We start from the raw sequence: 19,182 nt of genomic DNA, 5'->3' as shown, positions 1-19,182 counted from the left end.
GCGCTGACGGATCACGCACCGTTCGCTGACGGCGGCGCACCGGCCTTCTCCGCCTCGGTGATCTCCTTCAGGACGAGAATGATCTCCGCACGGGCGGCCTCGCCGACGTACCAGCCGGTGAGGCCACCGGCCAACGCCTCCTCGCAGTACAGCCTCGCCGCGGCCAGGTCCCCGCGCACCCGGGCCACCTGGGCGAGACCGAGCCGGGCGCTGGCCACGAACTCGGGCGCGCCGCTGCGCTGCGCGAGGAGCAGGGCACCGGCGAAGTCGTCGTGCGCCGCCGCGAGGTCACCGGCGCGCAGCCTTGTCTCGCCCCGGGTACGCAGCATGTCGGCCTGGTCGACGGCCGACCCGAGCGCCTCGACCAATCCCATGGCCTCGTCCATGTGGGCGCCCGCGGTCTCCGCATCGCCCTGCCAGGCGGCCAGCTCGCCGAGCGCACCGAGCGTGATCATGGTGCCCCACCGGTCCCCGGTGCCACGGAAGCCGTCGAGCGCGGTGGCCAGCGCGGCCCTGGCCCGGTCCCGTTGGTCGCTCCACATCAGCGCCGAGCCGCTGCCCATCGCGCCGAGCGCGTTGATCCACGGGTCCGGGCCGACCAGCCGGCGCAGCTCCCCCATCAGCTCGTCGACATCCTCGGCACCGCCGGACGGCGGTCCGGTCGAGATCCCCGACAGGTACAGCAGGAAGGGCTGGCGGGGCGGCCGGTCGAGGCTGCGGATCACGGACCGCTGCGTCCCGAGGGACGGCAGAGGGCCGGAGCCGGTCAGCGAGGCGTTGTAGACGCAGAGGGCGAATTCCTCACCCAGCCCCGGCGGCGCCTCGGTGCCGAGCAGTTCGAGAACGTCGCCGGCGAGCCGCGCCCCTTCCCCGCGCATGCCGCGCAGCCACCAGTAGAACGACAGGGCCGCGACCATCCCGGCCGCGTCGGACGCGTCACCGGCCGCGGTGGCCCGGCGCAACGCCGCGTGCAGGTTGTCCCGCTCCGCGTCCAGCAGTCGCAGCCAGTGCAGCTGTTCGACACACCGGAGGTGGTCGCTGGCGGTCCAGGCGAACTCCAGGAAGTACGCGGTGTGTGCGCGACGGAGTTGGTCGGCCTCGCCGGCCTCGGCGAGACGCTCGGCGCAGAAGGCCCGCACCGTTTCGAGCATCCGGTACCGGCCGCCGGTCATCTCCACGAAGGACTTGTCGACCAGACCGGTGAGCGCGTCGACGAACTCGGCGGTGGGCAGGCCGCAGACCCGCTCGGCCGCCTCCAGCGTGGCCCCACCGGCGAAGACGGTCAGTCGTCGGGCCACTTCCCGTTCGGCGTCGTCGAGCAGATCCCAACTCCACTCGACCACCGCCCGCAGGGTGCGGTGTCGCGGCGACACGGCCCGGTTGCCCGTCGACAACAGCCGGAACCGATCGTCGAGACGGGCGGCCACCTCGGCGACGGACAACGCGCGCAGCCGCGCGGCGGCCAATTCGATCGCCAACGGCAGGCCGTCCAGGCCGCGACAGATCCGCAGCACCATCTCGACGTTGGCCGGCGTGACGGTGAAGTCGGGGGCGACGTCGGCGGCCCGTTGGGCGAAGAGACCGACCGCCGCGTAGTCGTCGGCGTCCAACGCGGACGCGCCGAGCGGTGGCACTGTGAGCCCGGACAGCGGGCACAGCGCCTCACCGGCCAGCCCGAGCGGCTCCCGACTGGTGGCCAGGACGCGCAACGCCGGGCACGCGCTCAGCAACCGGGCCGCCAGCCGGGCCGCGTCGACGAGGACGTGCTCACAGTTGTCGAGCACCAGCAGCAGTCGCCGCTCGACGAGCGCCTCGACCAACCGGTCGACGGTCTGCCAGCCCGGCTCGGCCGGACCGCGCAGGCCGGCGTCGCGCAGGCCGAGCGCGCTCAGCACCGCCTGCGGAACGTCCGACCCGTCGGCCAGGCCGGCCAGCTCGACGAAGCGGACCTCCCCGTCGACCCTGCCCGCGGCCTCGATCGCCAGGCGCGTCTTGCCCGCGCCCCCGGGGCCGGTGAGGGTGACGAGCCGTCGCTCGCCGAGCAGGTCGCCGATGCGCTTGAGCTCCTCCTCGCGTCCGACGAAGGTGGTGAGTTGACTCGGCAGCACCGATTCGGCCGACAGGCGTTCCTGCCCACGCAGCACCGCCAGGTGAACGCCAGCCAGTTCCGCCGATGGGTCGACGCCGAGCTGATCGGCCAGCGTGTGCCGAGCGTCCTCGAACTCTGCCAGCGCCTCCGCCGGCCGACCCAGTGCCGCCAGGGCACGCATGAGCTGGCTCCGCGAGCGCTCCCGCAGGGGATGCGCGACGACCAACTCCCGCAACTCCGCGATCAGCGCGCTCTGTGCGCCCAACGCCAGGTCCGCCTCGACCCGATCCTCGATGGCGGCCAACCGCAGTTCGTCCAGCCGGGCCGCCTGGGCGGGCACGCCGGCTGCGCCGATGGCGTCGGCCAGGGCGGGACCACGCCACAGCTCCAGCGCCTCGCGCAACACCGTCGCCGCCCGGGGCCAGTCGCCGTCGATGAGCGCGCGGCGTCCCGCCCCGGCGAGCCGTTCGAACCGGTACGCGTCGACATCGTCGGGGTCCACGGCCAGGCGGTAACCGGCCGGGTGGAACTCGACCGGGTCGTGCCCGGCGGGCAGGGCCTGGCGTAGCCGCGACACCTGGGACTGGAGCGCGTTGGCAGCACCCCGGGGCGGATGCTCACCGTACAGGCCGTCGATCAGGCGCTCCGCGGAGACCACCCGACCCGCGTCGAGCAGGAGGAGCGCCAGCAGGGCGCGCAGCCGCGGACCGCCCACGGGGACCTCTCGCCCGTCGGCCAGTACCACCTGGGTCGGCCCCAGGATGCGGAAACGCATGCCGTCGATTGTCGCTCAGCTCCGGCCGGTTCCGGCTGACCGATCAGCCGTTGACCGCGCGGCGAAGGTCCTTCATCAGCAGCAACAGGTGCATGGGGTCGGTAGGGCTGGCCTCAAACTTCGCCAGCCCCTGATAGAAGTCGCGGGCGGCTTCCGTCTCACAGTGAATGAGCACAGCACGTACGCCGATGACCTCGGAGGCGGCGGCTATCCGCCGCAGTGCGTCGACCACCAGGGCTCGGCCCAGTCCGACGCCCTGGGCGCTGCGGTCGACCCCGAGCCGAGTCAGGATCACCACCGGTTGGTGGTAGCGGCCGGCCCCCTGCTGCAGGCGAGGCGAGGCATCGGCGGGGACGACGCTGCCGGCAGCCAGGGCGTAGTAGCCGGCCACTCGCTGGTCGGGGTGCTCGTTGTCCCGCACCGCGTACACCCGGGACAAGCCCGCCCGATGGGCTTGCAGGGCATGCTCGACCAGCCACACCGATTGCGCGCGGGATCCGCAGTCGAACCCGGTCACCGCGAACTCGGTCGACAGCGGCTCGACCGCCGAGAAGCGGGAACTCACAGTGGCGCACCATCAGTCGGCGGGTCGAGCACCGTCGGGCCGGTCAACAGTTCCCGCAGCCCGGCGACGTCCTGGGCCGGCCCCTGCAACGCCTCGTCGAAGACCCGCCAGGCGTCCTCGTCGAGCAGGAACGCCCGCCGGTCGGCGAGCACATCCGCCGCGGCCTCGGTCGCCGCCTTCAACACGAACGTCGAGACGCTGTCCCCGGCGGCTTGACTGGCCGCCTCCAGCAACGCCTTCTGCTGCTCATCCACCCGCAGGTGCAGCCGCTCCGCCTTCGCACTCACCACCCGATTGTACGCACAACGTACGCCCCGACAAAGTCGGATCGCCGCTAACACGCGTCGTCCCACCGCAGTTACAGGACACCACCAACTGGAGTTCGTCGAGCAGCGGCGCGAAGCTCAGCGACTGCTGTCCGGTCGCCGGCCGGGTGTCCGAGAATTGTGAGAGCCTCGGCCCGGCAACTCGGAATGGTGCACGGCCGGCTGATTACCCGCCAAGGCCGACCAGACAGCATCGACGCTGGCCTGGACGAGGTCAGCGTCACCGACCTGGTCCGGTTCGCTGAACTTTGTGTAGGACGGCACCAGAACCTCGACGCAACTAACCGCGAACGCAACACGCTGCCACGGTTCCAGTGCGGTAAGGACCGTGCGCAGCCGCTGACCGTCGAAGCTCTCGGTAGACGCTGCTCCAGCTTCAGTACGACGAGTGGGCTCAGTCTCCTTGCCCAAGAACGCCTCCGCGTCGAATGGTCGGCTGCGCCGGCGGTGTCAGCTCACCTCACCGGCCTCGTCATGACGGCGGGTCGACTCGAAGTCGTCCGGCGGGCCGCCAGCGATTGTCGAGGAAGCGCCCCCGGCTGGCGCAACGGGGTGCGCCACGCCGACCCCCGGGTCCGTCTGGCCCGGCACCGCGGGAGACGCCGCCGCCGGGGTGTGCACCCCGCCGTGGACCGCCCCGGCCGGTCGGGGGACCGGGACCGGGTGGGCCGGCGGGGCGCACTGCCGCGTCAGCCAGTCCAACCCGCGCCGCCGGGCGACGACTGTCAGCCGGTCGCCGGCGAAGATCACCTGCCGGGGGTCCAGGTCCTTCCACCAGATGGTCTTGGCACCACCGGCCGGGGTGCGGGCGATCAGCCGGACCTGCCCATCCCGGTTGACCACACCCAGCGGTCGGCCGTCCAACTCGGAGCCGGCGGCGACCGGCACCTCGGCGACCGGCAACGCGTGCCGGTCGACGGGGATCGTGGTGATCACGGCGCGTTCGGTGAGCGCCCCGATGAAGGCCGGGGCGGCCAGGTAGGAGACCGAACGGGACACGCCGAGCGCGAAGGTCTCCTCCACCCGTTCGGCGAAGTCACCGTCGAAGAGCCGAAGCACCACGCGCAGGTCGGCGCGGAGGTCGCGGGCAGCGAGCGCCGCCTCCAGGTTGGCCACGTCGTCGGTGGACGCCACCACCAGCGCCTGACAGTCGGCCACCGAAGCGGCGACGAGTGTCTCCGGCAACGCGGCGTCGCCGACGATCAGCGGCACCTCCAGTTGGCGGGCCAGGGCGGCGCCGCGTGGCTCCGGATCCTTGTCGATCGCCACCACCTCGACGTCGTACTCGCGCAGCTGCGCCATCACCCGGGTGCCGACGTTGCCCAGGCCGATCACCACCACGTGCCCGACCCGCGCGGGTTGCAGGCGGCCGGTGTGCAGGGCCAGCCGGGCGTTGACGATGCCGTCCACCACGACGGCGGTGATCAGTGGGATCAGCGCCAACCCGGCCAGGTTGAGCACCACCTGCATGATCTGGGCGTCCGCCGCCTTCGTGGTGTCCGGGTCGGCGCCGCTGAGCGTGGTGACCAGCGTCAGGTACAGCGCCTCCAGCGGAGAGACGTCCTCGGCCCGGGAGATCAGCGCCCCCAGCACCGCGATCAGCGCGAGCACCGCCATCACCGCAATGCCGATCTTGCGGGTGGCGAAGCCACGTACCGCCCCCAGCACCACAGCTACCGGACGACGGCGCCGACGCGCCCGGACCAACCGGCGGGCGGCGACCTCGGTGGCCGGTGGCTGACCGGTCGCCTCGGCGAGCACCAGGTCGGCGCCGGCCTGCTCGGCCGGCAGCAGCTCCACCCCCTGCGCCTCGCTGAGGTGCGCCAACGCGCAGACCACGTCCTGCTGTCGGACGTCGGCCCGACGCGCCACCCGCAGCGTCTTGTCCCGGTGTTGGAAGGAACTCGGGTCGACCTCGTTCAGCGCGGCGGCCACGAACGCCGGCGCGGCCATCTCGGCGTCGGAGAGCACCTCGACCGGGGCCTTGAGCAGCTTGCGTACGCCGTCGGCGAGGGTGCCGTTGAACATCCGCAGCACCTGGCGGACCCGCTGGTCGACAGCCTGGGCGCAGAGCGCGGCGTGCAGGTTGCCCACGTCGTCCTGGTGCAAGAGGGCCAGCCCGGTCGCGCCGGCCAGACCGGCGGCCTCGAAGGTGGCCACGTCCAGCCGGTCCGAGCGGACCACCCGGACGCCGCGCAGCCCGGCCACGTCCGGCCCGTTGCTGCGGTAACGCTCCGGCACCACGACTGTCACCCGGGCCCCGCCCGCCGGCAGCTCGGATTCGAGCATCGCCCGGGCCACGTAGTAGGCGAGCGCGTCCTTGCCACAGATCACGTAGTGCGGGCGTGGATCACCGACGGACCGCAGCCGCCAGTTCCACTCGACCGCCCGTCGCGCCCGGTCCCGCCACGGCTCCGCCATGCCCGGATCGTAATCAGCACGGCCACGGTGGGCGACCCCGTCCGGATCATCCCGCGAGCAGGTATGTCCGTCCCGGCGACGGGTAGAGCAGCGACATGCAGACGTTCCTCCCGTACCCGGGCTTTCTGGCCAGCGCCCGCACGCTGGATCAGAAGCGGCTCGGCAAGCAGCGGGTGGAGGCCATCCAGGTGCTGCGTGGACTCACCCGACCCGGGTACGGCTGGCGCAACCATCCGGCGGTGAAGATGTGGGCCGGGTACGAGGAGGCGCTCGTCCGGTACGGGCTGGACATGTGCGCGGTCTGGACCGAACCGGGGCGGGCCGACACCTGCGCCACCACGATGACCGTCGACCTCGCGGCAGCCTGCGGGGCCGGCGTCGTTCGGAGCCAGGACGAGCTGGCCCGAGCCGGTGAGCTGCCACCGTGGCTGGGCCGCGACGACCTGCACCTGAGTCACCGCTCGTCGCTGCTGCGCAAGGACCCGACGCACTACCGCCCGCTGTTCGGCGACGACGTGCCGGAGGATCTGGAGTACGTCTGGCCGGCCTCCGACCGTCCCCGCCGTTGCTTACCAGCCGACTGATCCACGGTGGGGCAGACTGGGCCCATGGCGCTGTCGCAAGTGGTAGGTCGGCTGATCGGCGTACGGCAGCACCAGGTGGACCCGGGCGGCGGTGGCGCCGACCGGGTGCCGCGACCGACGACGGCGCTGGTGGTGGGTGGCGGCATCGCCGGGATGTCGGCGGCTGTGGTGTTGGCCGAGCGGGGTGTGGCGGTCACGGTGCTGGAGGCGGCACCGACCCTCGGCGGTCGACTGGGCGCCTGGCCGGAGGCGCTCGCCGACGGCCACCAGCAGAACGAGCACGGCTTCCACGCGTTCTTCCGGCAGTACTACAACTGGCGGTCCATCCTCCGCCGGATCGATCCTGACCTCGGCTTTCTCAAGCCGATTCCGGGCTACCCGATTCTCAGCGAGCAGTGGCCGACCGAGGAGTTCGGCAAGTTGCCGCCCGCGCCGCCGGCGAACCTGCTGGCGCTGCTGCTGCGCAGCCCCAGCCTGCGCCTGGCCGACCTGCGGCTGATGGACCGGGACGCGGCGCTGCCGCTGCTCAGCTACGACCCGGTGCGCACCTACGCCGACCTGGACGACAGCACCGCCGACGAGCTGCTGGCGTCGCTGCGACTGCCGGACCGGGCGCGGGCGATGCTGTTCGAGGTCTTCTCGCACTCGTTCTTCAACCACGAGGCGGAGATGTCGGCCGCCGAGATGGTCGCCCAGTTCCACTTCTATCTGCTCGGCAACCCGGAGGGTCTGGCCTTCGACTGCCCCGACGAGGACTACGCCACGGCGATCTGGGAGCCGCTGACCCGGCACGTGGAGAAGCACGGCGGCCGGGTCCTCACCAACTGCGCCGCCACCGGGGTGCACCGCGACGCCGAGGGCTGGCGGGTGACGACCACCGACGGCGGCAGCCATCCGGCGGGTCATGTCGTGCTCGCCGTCGACCCGCCGGCGCTCGCCGCGCTGGTGGCGGCCTCCCCGGACGTGGCCGAGCAGGCACCCGAGCTGGCGGCACGGATGCCGGCCTTCGGTGTCCCCGGCCCGCCGTACGCGGTGGCGCGCTACTGGTGTGACGGGGACGTGGCCGCCGAGCGGGCGGTGTTCAGTGGCGTGTCCCGCCAGCCCACTCTGGACTCGGTGACGCTCTACCACCGGCTGGAGAACGAGCCGCGGCGCTGGGCGCAGCAGACCGGTGGGTCGGTCGTCGAGCTGCACGCGTACGCCTGCGAGCCCGGCGTGCCGGCCGAGGAGTTGGCCGAGCGGATGCGCCGCGAACTGGTCGCGCTCTGGCCGGAGGCGGGCGACCTGCGGGTCCGCGAGCTGCGGGCCCGGGTGGAGGCGCAGGCGCCGGCGTTCACGCCGGGCAGCCACGCGTGGCGACCGGGGGTACGCACCGACGCGAACGGCCTCTACCTGGCCGGCGACGGCATCGCCACGGACTTCCCGAGCGCGTTGATGGAACGCTCGGCCGCGACCGGGATCATCGCCGCGAACCACATCCTGCGCGCCGAGGGTGGCGCGGCCGAGCCGGTGCGCTCGATCCGGCCGCGTGGGCTGCTGGCCGGCAGGCCAAATCGACAAAACACAACATAAGCCACCGTACGCTGCCGTACGCTCGAATGATCAACCGTCGATCGGCCGGGCGGGAGGGCAGCGGGAGATGTCACCACTGCACCGCGCCGGCGCGGAGAACGAGTCGCCGATCGACGAGATCGGCCACGACGACGCGTACCCGCTGATCCGCGACGAGCGCGCGTGCATCGTCACCGCGCTCCGGCTGGGCTGGTGGATGGCGGACGCCTACCACCACGGGCAGCACGCGGAGCCCCGCGCCTTCGTCGAGGCTCGCCCTGCAGTACCGCCAGCCAAACTCTCCAACCTCACCGAGATGTCCGTCCACCGTCGGATGCGGATGTACCTCGACGGGGTGGACGTCGCCCTGGCTCAGATCGCCGACCTCACCCGGCACACCGGGCCGGTACCCGACACGTCGGCCGCCAGAGCCCTGCTCCCCGACCTGGGCCAGCCCGACTCCGCCGACCCGGTGCCGCTGCTGCTCGCCCTCGACGACCTCAACGTGGAGGTGCTGCGCTGGGCGATGGCCGCCAACCACCGGGTCGGGCTGGCCTACCGACTGGGCCGTTCGGTGGCCGACACCGTCCGAGCCGGCGACGTCACGCAGTTGCTGCGGCAGTTCGGTGGCCGGCAGGTCCAGATCAGCAGGTGGCTGGACGAGTTGGCCAGCGTGCTGCCGCCGTACTCGGCAGCGGTGGTGCGCCGCTCGCTGGCCGCCTGGGCGAGCGCTGTCGACCGTGCCGGCCACGGAGACCCGACCGAGCCGACGCCCGCCACCCTGAGCCGGGCGCTACGCGGCCAGGGCGACCTCTGGCGCGACGTGCTCACCGGCGGCCTGCACCCGCGCGACCTGCTCGACGAGGAGGACTACGCGGTGGTCGCCAGAAACTTGATCATCCGGGACCGCCGACTGGTGGCCCAGGCGGCGCGCGGCATCTTCTGGCCGGTGCTCGTACCCCTGCTGTTGGTGCTCTTCGCGGTCGTCGGAGTGAGTGCCGCCGCGGCCGCCGGCTCACCGACCACCAGGGCAACAGTGGCCCTGGTGGGCCTCGGCGCCGGGCTGGCGGCGATCTGGCGGTCGGTATCCGGGCCCGCGCTCGCAGTCGCCGGTGAGGTGAACCGGCCGCTGCTGGACAGCGAACTCACCGCCCGGATGGCGCTGCGGCTGAATCGACCGCTGACCACAGCCCAGGTCTCGGCCAAGGCGGCTCCCCGCACCCGCCGCCAGCGGCGTCCCGACGAGCCCGGCCGATCGAAATACGTTGCCCCTGTCTCCCCCGTCGACCTACCGTGAGCGCGCAAGGTCAACCACCACCGCGGGAGCAGCTCATGACGATGTCGCACGTCACCACCGTGCCGTCGACGCTGCCCGGCGACGGTTACCGAGCGGAAGGTCCCCGGGCGGGCCGGCCCGACTGACGCGTAGCCGTACGCGCTGAGCCGCCCCGTCCGACAGCCGGACCGGGCGGCTTCTTGCTGTCCGTCACCTCTGGAAAGGAGTCCCGGTGGACGCCGTCCTCGTCATCAACGCCGATCTCGGCCCGCTGCACCGGGTCACCGTCCAACACGCCGTCCGCATGCTCTGCCGTCGGGTGGCCGAGATCCACGAGGCCGAGCCGGACCGGGTGATCGGGGTCTTCCCGATGCCCCGGGTGGTGCGGCTGGTCCGCTTCGTGGTCACCCGGTGGAGGTTCAACTCCGGGCCGGCCTGGTCGCGCGCCGGTGTGCTGCGCCGCGACGACAGGTGCTGCGCGTACTGCGGCGGCCCGGCCTCCACCATCGACCACATCCTGCCCCGCTCGCGCGGTGGCCGGAACACCTGGCGGAACACCACCGCCGCCTGCTACGCCTGCAACCAGCGCAAGGGGGATCGGACGCCGGCGGAGGCGGGCATGCCGCTGCGCCGGGAGCCGGGTAACCCGGGCTGGGCGGCGCTGGCCGGGCGGTGACGGACCGGCCGGCGGGAACGGGGGGCCGCGTCCCGGGTACGTCCCGGGCGCGGCACCCGCCGGCCCCCGATCAGGCGGCGCGTTCCTTGACCCTCGACTTCAGCTGACCACTGGGGCAGTGCACCCGGATCTCACTGCTGTGCGCCGCGGAGGTCAGCTCGATAACGATCTGCTTGGCGGGCCCCCTGTCGTAGTCCTCGACCCGGAAATCGGGCGCGAGCACCACAGTGAGCACCTCGACCGACTTCCCCACGCAGCGAGCGGTGACCGTCCCGCCACGCGCGTCGACGGGTACACCGGCGGCAGCGGTGGGAGTCGGCGCGGCAGTGGTCGGGCTCGGGCCAGAAGTGGCGGGCGTCGGGCCCGGGACCACCGGCCCGCCCGGACCGGACGGGGGGCTGATCCGGGTAGCCGGCGCGGTGTTCCTGGTCGGCGGTACGACGGACGGTCTGGCCTCGGCCGCGCCGGTCGGCTCCTCCGTGCTGGGCATCCCCACAGTGGTGGTGCCCGGGCCACTGCCGGCCGGCGCGGCGCTCTGCCCCTGCCGACGATTGCTGAAGTCGCCGAGCGACCCGGCGAGCGCCACCGCGGCGATCACGGCTCCGCCGACAGTCAGGATGGCCCGCCCCCGACGCCACGGCCCGCGCCTCATCCGCGCCGCCGAATCGCCGGTCTGCGCGGTGCCAGTCGGCGCGGTGCCGGTCGGCGCGGTGCCGGTCGGCGCGGTGCCGGTCGGCGCGGTGCCGGTCTGCGCGGTGCCGGTCTGCGCGGTGCCGGTCTGCGCGGTGCCGGTCGGCCCGGCCCCGGTCGGCCCGGCCCCGGTCGGCGCGGTGCCGGTCGACCCGGCGCCGGTCGGCTCGGGGCCGGTCGACCCGGCGCCGGTCGGCTCGGGGCCGGTCACCTCGGCGACATTCGCGGCGGAGGCAGCGGCAACGGCAGCCGCCTCGGGGGCCGCCCCGCTGGCGGCGGCGAGCAATATGCGGGCGGCGTCGGCGGCCGACGGCCGGTCGGCGGGGTCGCCGGCCAGGCACCAGCGAAAGAGCCGGTGCACCTCGGGCGGCACACAGTCGATCGGGGGCAGCGGGTCCGGCTCGACGGGCGTGTGCGCGCGGAGCATCCCGGTCTGCGCCTCGGCGGGCCACGGCAATCGGCCGGTGAGCACCCGGTACAGCAGCAGGCCGAGGGCGTACACGTCGCTGGCCGGCAGCACCTCGCCGGCCTGCAACCGCTCCGGCGCCAGGTACGCCGGCGTACCCAGCAGCCGGCCCTCGAAGTCGATCTCCGGCGCGCCGGCGGCAGCCGCGATGCCGAAGTCGAGCACCTTCGCGCCGGTCGGTGTGAGCATCACGTTGCCCGGCTTGATGTCGCGGTGCACCAACCCCTGCTCGTGCGCGGCGGTGAGGGCCGAGGCCACCTCGGCGCACACCCGCAGACCGGCGCGCGGCGGCAACGGCCCGGCCACCAACCGGTGTTCGAGGGTGTGACCGCCGAGCAACTCCATCACCACGAACGGGACCTGCGCTCCGTCCAGCGCCGACTCGCCGTAGTCGTAGACGCTCGTGACGTGGGGATGCGACAGCCGGGCCGCAGCCTTGGCCTCGCCTCGGATCCGCTGTCGGGCGTTGGTGTCCGAGGCGATCAGCACCTTCACCGCCACGTCCCGTTCGAGCACCTCGTCGTACGCCCGATACACCTCCGACATGCCGCCACTGCCGAGGCGCTCCAGGAGCCGGTAGCGGCCCGCGAGCAACTGATCACGCTGCACGACGGACAGCCTGCCGTACCGGCCTGAGATCCGGGTACCCGGGATCGAAATCTCGCGATGAGTGGGACCGGCTTGCAGCTAGCGTCCGCTCAGATCCGGGTGGTCCCGCAGAAAGGCCTCACCCCGGTGGGCGTTCCGGAAGACCGACACGATCAGCACCGCCCAGATCACCAGCAGCAACCCGCCGATCACCGCGAAGAACGGCGCGAACCCCACGAATGCCTGACCAACGCTCGTCATCGCCAACCCGGCGGCCAGCACCACAAACCAGCGCTGGCCGGCGAACTGTCGGGCGGTCTCCACGAGGAGGGCCGGGTCTTCGTCGGTCTCGGGTGTGCCGCGTCGAACCTGCCTCGTCAGCCGCCGACGGTGCGACCAACTCAAGGTCAGCAACGGAGACTGCCGTGCCGCTCGGTAGCGCCCGGTGCGTACGACCCAGACGAGAGCGGCCACCTCGACGATGACTCCGAGAAACACCAGAACACGTCCGAGGTCGCTGGCCCAGCGCGGCGCTTCACCGTCGAAGATGCCGGTGTCCTGACCACCGATCACGACACCGACCGCGAGCGCGCCGGCCATGACGGATGACAGGGCAACGGGAAGCAGCCACCGATGCCGGCGTCGCCCCTGCTCGATGCCTGTCGGGCTGGTGGTCCCCGTGTGCATCATGGCCCCCGATCACCAGTGGTGGACCGGCATTACCCATCGACGCGTCGGACTGAAACGCGGTCAGTGGTCGGTCGGTGGCCGCCAGGCGAAGCGGGGCTGCCGGCGTTCGGCGATCGCCGCGACCCCCTCCCGGGCCTCGCCGGTGCTCGTCACCTTTCGGTGCCACCAGGCGATCCGCGCGGCCTCGGCCCGCTCGTCGATGATCTCCTTCGCGGCGGCGATGCTCAGCGGAGACCGCTGGGCGATCGTCGCGGTCAGTTCCTCCACCCGTTCGGCGAGCCGGTCGGCCGGCAGTACCTCGTCGACCAGGCCGATCCGCAGGGCACGCTCGGCGTCGATCAGTTCGGCGGTGAACAGCAGGAGCTTGGCGGCGGACGGGCCGACCAGCCGGGCCAGCCGGCGCGTCGTCGGTGCCGGGTAGACCAGCCCGAGCCGGGCCGGCGGCACGCCGAAACGGGCGTCGGCGGCGGCGATCCGCAGATCGCAGGCGACAGCGAGTTGAGCCCCACCGCCGACGCAGGCACCCCGGACGGCCGCGATCGTCGGCTTGGCGAACCGGGCCAGCCGGTCCTCGGCAGCCACCGCGATGCTGGCGTCACCGGCGTCCAGCAACTCGGCCAGATCGCCGAGGTCGGCGCCCGCGCAGAAGGCGTCGCCGGCGCCGGTGAGCACCAACGCCCGTACGTCGGGGTCGGGCTCCAGCCGGTCGAGCAGTTCGGGAAGCTGACGCCACATGGCGGCGGTCATCGCGTTGCGCCGAGCCGGGTTGTGGATCACCACAGTCGCGACCGGTCCGGTCACCTCGACTGTCAACTCCGCGTCCGACACGTCCGCCCCTTCCCGCGCCACCGCCCGACGGCGCCGATCTGGCGAGCCGACGCCATGCACGCGTGCGGCGACCATAACGGCGCGGCGACGGGTCAGGTCACGCGGACTGCCAAGCAATCTTGGACAGTTTCCGTCATGCGCTGACGGAAACTGTCCAAGATTGCCAGGAAACCGGACCGGCGACCACCGTGAGGGGTGGCCGCCGGGCCGTCAGGTCAGGTCAGGAGACGGTGACCAAGGTGTCGTCGACCACGAAGGACGTCTGCAGTGAGGAATCCTCGGTGCCGGTGAACCTCAGGTTGACGGTCTGGCCGACGTACGCCGCCAGCGAGAACGACTTCTGGCTGTAACCGGTGGCCTTGTTCAGGTTCGAGTAGGTCGCCAGTGTGGCCAGCACCGTTCCGCCCGAGTTCAGCACCTGCACGCGCAGCGTGTCGTACGCGACGCTGGTGGTGGTCTCGGCCGAGTCGATGTGCAACCAGAAGCTGACCGTGTACGACGAGCAGCCGCTCGGCAGGCTCACCGACTGGGCGAGCGTGTCGGTGTGGCTGGTGCCGTAGCCGCTCAGCCATGCCTTGTACGTCCCGGTGCGGGCAGGCTGGCTGCTGGCGCTGGTGATCACGCCGGAGCTGGCCGACCAGCCGGTCGCACCGGACTCGAAGCCCGGGTTGGCAAGCTTCTGCCCCGGCGCGGTGCAGCCGCCGCCGGTGCCGTTCACGGTGAGCCGGTAGGTGGCGCTGCGGGTGACCGACCCCGCGCCGTTGACAGTGACCGAGTAGGTGCCCGGCGGTGTGCTCGCCGAGGTGCCAATGGTGAGGGTGGAGGAGCCGCCCGAGTTCACCGAGGCGGGGCTGAACGCGGCGCTCGCCCCGCTGGGCAGGCCGGACGCGGAGAACGTCACCGTCTGCGCCGAGCCGCTGGTGGTGGCGGTCGAGACGGTGGTGGAGACCGAGCTGCCCGGGTTCACCGAGCCGGCGGTCGGTGACAGTGCCACGGAGAAGTCGTTGCCGGTCGAGCAGGGCGCGTCGTTGCCGGCGACGTTCACTGCGGTCCAGGCGGCCTGCACGGCCTTGTACTCGGTGGAGCAACTGCCGTGCAGGTCGGTGGCCGCCCGCAGGCTGTAGGCACGGGCGGTGTTCGCCGGGTTGCCGGTGTTCACGTACGACGTGTTGGAGGTGAAGTAGACGTCCAACGCTCGGAACCAGATCTTCTCGGCCTTGGCCCGGCCGATGCCGGCGACCGCAGGGGCGGAACCGCAGACCGGTGAGGTGCCGTACGCGGTGGCGCCGGTGCCCTCGGCGAGGTTGAAGTAGAAGTGGTTGGCGACGCCGGACGAGTAGTGCACGTCCTTGTTCTTCGTGCTGCTCGACCAGCAACTGTCGGACGAGCCGTCCAGCGACGGGTTGTACATGTAGCGCAGGGGCGTACCGTTGCCATTGATGTTGATCTTCTCGCCGACCTGGTAGTCGCCCGGGTCGGCCGAGGTGTTGGCGTAGAACTCGACCATGTTGCCGAAGATGTCGCTGGTCGCCTCGTTCAGGCCGCCGGCCTCACCGGAGTAGGTCAGACCGCCGGGGACCACGTTCTCGGTCACGCCGTGGCTCATCTCGTGGGCTGCCACGTCGAGCGCGACCAGCGGGCGGGCGTTGCCCGAGCCGTCGCCGTACGTCATCCGCGAGCCGTCCCAGAAGGCGTTGACGTAGTTGTTGCCGTAGTGCACCCGGCTCGGCACTCCGGTGCCGTTGCCGAAGATGCCGTTACGGGCGTGCGTGTTCTTGTAGTAGTCGAACGTCTTGGCGGCGCCGAAGTGGGCGTCCACGCCGGCGGACTGCCGGTTCGCGGTGGCCCCGGTACCCCAGGTGTTGTCGGCGTCGGTGAACGTGGTGCAGCTCGACGTGCCGTTGTTCATATCGCAGGTCGACCCGTTGCCGTGGGAGGGGTCGACCAGCTGGTAGGTGCTGCCGGAGAGCGTCGTGTCGATGCTGACCGTGGCCGAGTAGAGGCTGTTGCCAGTGCCGGTCACCGACTCGATCTCGTCGTAGGCGCCGACGGCCGCACCGGTGGTGGCATCGGTGATGACATGCAGCCGGGACGGGGTCTGCCCGTCGGGCTGCCACCCGCTGACCACCGTCTCCCACGCCAGCCGCCCCTGCCCGGAACTGGCGTCGACGAACAACTCCGGCGTGCCCACCGCCTCGGCCCTGCCGGCGAACCGGTCGCTGGCGGCCTTCTTCGCGGCCGCCGCGCTGGTCCTGGCCGAGGTGGCGAGGGTCAGCGGCGCGGCCAGTCCGACCGAACTGCCGGCGTACGTGCCGTTCGGCGCGGTGTGGATGACGAAGTCACCGCCGTACACCCGCAGGCCCCGGTAGGTGCGGGTGTAGCGGGTGTGGGCGGCACCGCTGGCATCCAGCTTGGTGCTGTGCACCCGGTAGGACTCGGCGCTCGAACCCTGGACCGCGCCGGGGTTCGTCCGTAGGACGGTTGCCGCTCGGGCCACGGCGGAGGCGTCCGGCGAGGGAGCGGTGGGGGGAGCCGCGTGCGCCGGGGTGACGACGCAGGCCAGCAGGCCGCTGGTGAGCAGCAGTGCGCTGACGGCGGCAGGAGCTCGTTTCACGTGCCCTCCTGGAAGGAGAAGAGTGTGACGGGGGTAGTCACGCATGTACATTCAGCTACCAGGAGGGAGGAAGGACGCCTCGGACCGCTTCCAGACATCGACAATGGCCGTTCGGGTGAGGCTCTTGACAAGGGAACCGACGCCGCCGTCGATGCGTCCGACGACCATGAGACCCACCTCGACAACCGGCGTCGCCATCGCGCTACTGGTCGCCCTCCTGACCGGCTGCACCAGCGCCGAACGCACCACCACCACCACCACCCCGAGCCAGCCCCCGGTCACCACCGCTCCCGGCCCGACCGGCACCCTGCTTCCGACCACCGCCCCCAGCACCGCCCCCCAGGCCAGCGGCGCGGCCACCCGGGTGATGCTGCGAAGCTCCGGCGGCTTCGCCGGGCGCGGTGACGTGGTGACCGTCGAGCCGGACGGTCAGTGGACCGCCGTGGACCGGGCCGGCAGCCGGCGGTTTGGTCGGCTCAGCCCCGCCGACCTCGGCCGCCTGACAGCTCTGGCCGCCGACCCCCGACTGGCCGCCGAGGCGCGCCGGACGACAAGCCCGACCAACTGTGCGGACGTGTTCACCTACCGGGTCACCGTCGGCACGATCGAGACCGGGTACGCCGACTGCCCAGCCGAGGGGCCCCCGCCGCCGGCCACACAGGACGTGGTCAAGCTGCTGCTACGGGCCACCGGCACTCACACCAGATAATCCGGGGGCAGGCCGGTCGCACGCAGCTCCGGCGGTAGGTGGGCCACGTCGTTGACGGCGACCAGATTCGGCGGGCCGGCCGCGCTGTACCGGATGACTGTCAGCCCCGCGTTGTGCGTGTTCACGCCCAGCCACCGCCACTCCGGCGCGTCGAGGGCGTGCCGCACCAGCCAGGCGATCAGGAAGCTGTGCGTCACGACCAGCTCGCGGACCGGTTCGCCGCCGGCGGGCCCCTCGGCGACCGGGCCGGCGAACCGCCGCACCGCGTCCGCCGCCACTCGCGGCCCGTCGACCCGCTCGGCCGCCGAGAACTGCGTCAGGAATTCGGCGTACGCGGGCGGCAGGCCGGTCGGATCCGTGTCGTGTGGGAGGTGGTCGCCGGCCAGCTCCGTCTCGTACACCGGAACGTGGGGTAGCGACGTGGCGACCAACTCGGCGGTCTGCGCGGCCCGGCGCAGCGGCCCGTGGTGGACGGCGGCGAACCGCCGGGCCCGTAGGCGTTCGCCCAGCAGGGTGGCCTGCCGCCGGCCGCGCTCCGACAGGCCGGTATCCGGTTCGCCGGCCTCCGGCCCACTCGGCTCGGAGAGATCCTGCTCGGCGTGTCGGGTCAGGTACAGCAACCGGGTCACCATGAGCCCCACCCCAACACACCGGGAGGTACGAGTTCGACCCGTACCTCCCGGTCCTGCGGCCGTCGGCTCCGTCCGTCCGACCGGACGCCGCCCGCGCGAAGGTGACCGCCTGCACGATCGCCGAGCCGACGAAGATCGGGCCGGCGAGCACCCCGCCGATCAACAGCAGGCGGTCCCGACCGACGGCGGCCGGTCGTACCACGGGAAAGCCGCGGCCTGGCTCATCGCCCGCCCCCTACGCCCCGGGGAACATCTGGCCGATGCGGATCCGGTTGCCGAACGGGTCCCGGATGCCGAAGTCGATCCCGTACGGGCGCTCGGTCGGCTCGTCGGTGATCTCGACGCCCTTCGCGACCAGATCCTCGTGCGTCTTGCGGGCGTCGTCAGTGGTCATGAAGAGGTACCCGCCGAGGGCACCCTTGGTGAGCAGCTCCCGGACCTGCTCGGCGGTGGCCGGGTCCAGCGCGGGCGGACCGGGCTTCTCCAACAGGATCTCGCGCTCCGGGTCGCCGGGCAGGTTCACAGTGAGCCACCGCATGAAGCCGAGGTCCTGGTCGGTGTTGACCTCCATGCCGAGCTTGTTGACGTAGAAGTCAAGCGCGGCGTCCTGGTCGAGGACGTAGATCTGGGAGCGGCTGATCGCGTTCATCGTCATGCCCATGACGCTAGAGGTAGGCCCTGACCTGCGGCTTATCCAAAACTGCTGGGTCGGGTCCAGGATTTGGTGAAGCACGACGGCACATTGGTCGGCGCCACGCGCTGACGCCGGAAATCCGAGGGCGAGTCGCCGACGATCTGCCGGAACGTCCGACTGAACGTGCCCAGGCTGCCGAAGCCGACGGCGTAGCAGATGTCCGTCACGTCCCGATTGGTCTCCACCAGCAACGACATCGCCCGCTCCACCCGGCGGCGTTGCAGGTAGCGGTGCGGGGTCTCACCGAAGGTGGCTCGGAAGGTGCGGATGAAGTGCGCCTGCGAGACGTGCGCGATCCGGGCCAACGCGGGAATGTCTAGAGGTTCGGCGTACGCCCGGTCCATCGCGTCCCGGGCGCGCAGCATCGCCCGGTTCGACTCCTCCACCGCCCGACTCATTGGCCCCCGCCCCGCTCCGCGCTGCTCCGGCCCAGGTTACCGCCGGGCACAGCGTCGTCCGATCGGGTGGCGGCTCCGCGTTGTTCCTCGCCGGACCACCGGCGGCGTCGACTACCGGTTGGCCTCGCGCTCCGGGCAGTCGGCGTACGCCCAGGTTGCGGTGAGGTCCTCACTCGTCACGATCATCCTGCCGGCGAGACAGGCGATCTCGTGCCGGCACCCCTGCTCGTGCGGCAACACCTCGTCCAACATCACGTCGAGGAGTTGGGCCACATCCCACTCTCGGTCAGCCGGCTCGATCGTCAGACTCCGCACGCCACGGTAGCGAATGGTCAGGTCTTCCTCGTGCTTCCAACAGTTGTGCTGGAGGTACAGCTCAAGCCACCGGCTGCCGCCTGTCTCACCGGACGTCAGCCGCGCGGGCTTCAGGCTCTTGACACAGCGCTGGCCAACGAAGTCGTAGTGGCCGGGTTCCATAGCGAACCTGCGAGCCCCCTCAGGCAACGAGTCAGCAAGCGATGGCAACTGCTCGAGGTATGCCGAGGGATCATGAAAGATGCCGTCTCTGGTTCGTTCAAGGCTGACGTATCTCATTGCCGCCCCTCCGCCA

General features: G+C 71.9%; 18 protein-coding genes. 5 read left to right on the top strand and 13 right to left on the bottom strand.

Annotated features, from left to right (window positions below; all coding sequences use genetic code 11):
• Positions 1–11 precede the first annotated feature (11 nt).
• From OG992_RS23220 to OG992_RS23205, 5 genes are all read right to left on the bottom strand, one after another.
• Positions 12–2,864 carry a BTAD domain-containing putative transcriptional regulator gene (locus OG992_RS23220; RefSeq protein ID WP_266304298.1) on the bottom strand — a complete coding sequence of 951 codons (2,853 nt, stop codon included), beginning with the start codon at positions 2,862–2,864 and terminating at the stop codon, positions 12–14.
• A 43-nt stretch (positions 2,865–2,907) separates the two neighbouring features.
• Entirely contained in the window at positions 2,908–3,381 is a 474-nt protein-coding gene (locus tag OG992_RS23215) for a GNAT family N-acetyltransferase (RefSeq protein WP_266304297.1), read from the bottom strand.
• Between the two features lie 44 nt (positions 3,382–3,425).
• Positions 3,426–3,716, bottom strand: a complete 291-nt coding sequence (locus OG992_RS23210; RefSeq protein ID WP_238683057.1) for a DUF1778 domain-containing protein — start codon at positions 3,714–3,716, stop codon at positions 3,426–3,428.
• Positions 3,717–3,833: 117 nt separating this feature from the next.
• Positions 3,834–4,166: a DUF416 family protein gene (locus OG992_RS33920; RefSeq protein WP_353962156.1), complete on the bottom strand. Its 333-nt coding sequence runs from the start codon at positions 4,164–4,166 to the stop codon at positions 3,834–3,836.
• 39 nt (positions 4,167–4,205) lie between these two features.
• Positions 4,206–6,176 carry a TrkA family potassium uptake protein gene (locus tag OG992_RS23205; RefSeq protein WP_266304296.1) on the bottom strand — a complete coding sequence of 657 codons (1,971 nt, stop codon included), beginning with the start codon at positions 6,174–6,176 and terminating at the stop codon, positions 4,206–4,208.
• A gap of 95 nt (positions 6,177–6,271) precedes the next feature.
• Between OG992_RS23205 and OG992_RS23200 the strand changes: the two genes are divergently transcribed.
• The 4 genes from OG992_RS23200 to OG992_RS23185 all read left to right on the top strand — a co-directional run bounded on the left by OG992_RS23200 (position 6,272) and on the right by OG992_RS23185 (position 10,263).
• On the top strand, positions 6,272–6,760 hold the full coding sequence (locus OG992_RS23200; RefSeq protein ID WP_238683055.1) for an MSMEG_6728 family protein: 489 nt from the start codon (positions 6,272–6,274) through the stop codon (positions 6,758–6,760).
• A gap of 24 nt (positions 6,761–6,784) precedes the next feature.
• The gene (locus tag OG992_RS23195; RefSeq protein ID WP_238683054.1) at positions 6,785–8,332 is read left to right on the top strand and encodes an FAD-dependent oxidoreductase; all 1,548 of its coding nucleotides are present in this window, start codon (positions 6,785–6,787) and stop codon (positions 8,330–8,332) included.
• Positions 8,333–8,399: 67 nt separating this feature from the next.
• A complete protein-coding gene (locus tag OG992_RS23190; RefSeq protein WP_266304295.1) occupies positions 8,400–9,608 on the top strand; it encodes a hypothetical protein in 1,209 nt (402 codons plus the stop codon).
• Positions 9,609–9,819: 211 nt separating this feature from the next.
• Positions 9,820–10,263, top strand: a complete 444-nt coding sequence (locus OG992_RS23185) for an HNH endonuclease (RefSeq protein ID WP_238683052.1) — start codon at positions 9,820–9,822, stop codon at positions 10,261–10,263.
• Between the two features lie 70 nt (positions 10,264–10,333).
• On the opposite strand, the gene OG992_RS23180 is transcribed toward OG992_RS23185, so the two are convergent.
• The 4 genes from OG992_RS23180 to OG992_RS23165 all read right to left on the bottom strand — a co-directional run bounded on the left by OG992_RS23180 (position 10,334) and on the right by OG992_RS23165 (position 16,139).
• Positions 10,334–12,028: a serine/threonine-protein kinase gene (locus OG992_RS23180; protein ID WP_266304294.1), complete on the bottom strand. Its 1,695-nt coding sequence runs from the start codon at positions 12,026–12,028 to the stop codon at positions 10,334–10,336.
• 78 nt (positions 12,029–12,106) lie between these two features.
• Positions 12,107–12,607 carry a hypothetical protein gene (locus tag OG992_RS23175; protein WP_238683050.1) on the bottom strand — a complete coding sequence of 167 codons (501 nt, stop codon included), beginning with the start codon at positions 12,605–12,607 and terminating at the stop codon, positions 12,107–12,109.
• Between the two features lie 150 nt (positions 12,608–12,757).
• The gene (locus OG992_RS23170; RefSeq protein WP_238683049.1) at positions 12,758–13,525 is read right to left on the bottom strand and encodes an enoyl-CoA hydratase/isomerase family protein; all 768 of its coding nucleotides are present in this window, start codon (positions 13,523–13,525) and stop codon (positions 12,758–12,760) included.
• A 220-nt stretch (positions 13,526–13,745) separates the two neighbouring features.
• A complete protein-coding gene (locus OG992_RS23165) occupies positions 13,746–16,139 on the bottom strand; it encodes a M4 family metallopeptidase (protein WP_266304293.1) in 2,394 nt (797 codons plus the stop codon).
• 151 nt (positions 16,140–16,290) lie between these two features.
• On the opposite strand from OG992_RS23165, the gene OG992_RS23160 reads away from it, so the two are divergent.
• Positions 16,291–16,848, top strand: a complete 558-nt coding sequence (locus OG992_RS23160; RefSeq protein ID WP_266304292.1) for a hypothetical protein — start codon at positions 16,291–16,293, stop codon at positions 16,846–16,848.
• Here OG992_RS23160 and OG992_RS23155 read toward each other — a convergent pair.
• The 4 genes from OG992_RS23155 to OG992_RS23140 all read right to left on the bottom strand — a co-directional run bounded on the left by OG992_RS23155 (position 16,836) and on the right by OG992_RS23140 (position 19,166).
• Positions 16,836–17,480, bottom strand: a complete 645-nt coding sequence (locus OG992_RS23155; RefSeq protein WP_266304291.1) for a histidine phosphatase family protein — start codon at positions 17,478–17,480, stop codon at positions 16,836–16,838. The two genes, OG992_RS23160 and OG992_RS23155, sit on opposite strands and share 13 nt — an antisense overlap.
• A 235-nt stretch (positions 17,481–17,715) precedes the next feature.
• The gene (locus tag OG992_RS23150; protein WP_210780869.1) at positions 17,716–18,135 is read right to left on the bottom strand and encodes a VOC family protein; all 420 of its coding nucleotides are present in this window, start codon (positions 18,133–18,135) and stop codon (positions 17,716–17,718) included.
• 35 nt (positions 18,136–18,170) lie between these two features.
• Positions 18,171–18,572, bottom strand: coding sequence for a helix-turn-helix domain-containing protein (locus OG992_RS23145; protein WP_266304290.1), 402 nt, complete (start codon positions 18,570–18,572; stop codon positions 18,171–18,173).
• Between the two features lie 111 nt (positions 18,573–18,683).
• Entirely contained in the window at positions 18,684–19,166 is a 483-nt protein-coding gene (locus OG992_RS23140; RefSeq protein WP_266304289.1) for a hypothetical protein, read from the bottom strand.
• Positions 19,167–19,182 lie beyond the last annotated feature (16 nt).

The sequence above is a fragment of the Micromonospora sp. NBC_00362 genome (assembly GCF_026342155.1).
Taxonomy (GTDB): Bacteria; Actinomycetota; Actinomycetes; order Mycobacteriales; family Micromonosporaceae; genus Micromonospora; species Micromonospora hortensis.
The sequence above is the reverse complement of the archived record's forward strand: the minus strand, read 5'-3'. Positions and strand labels throughout refer to the sequence as shown.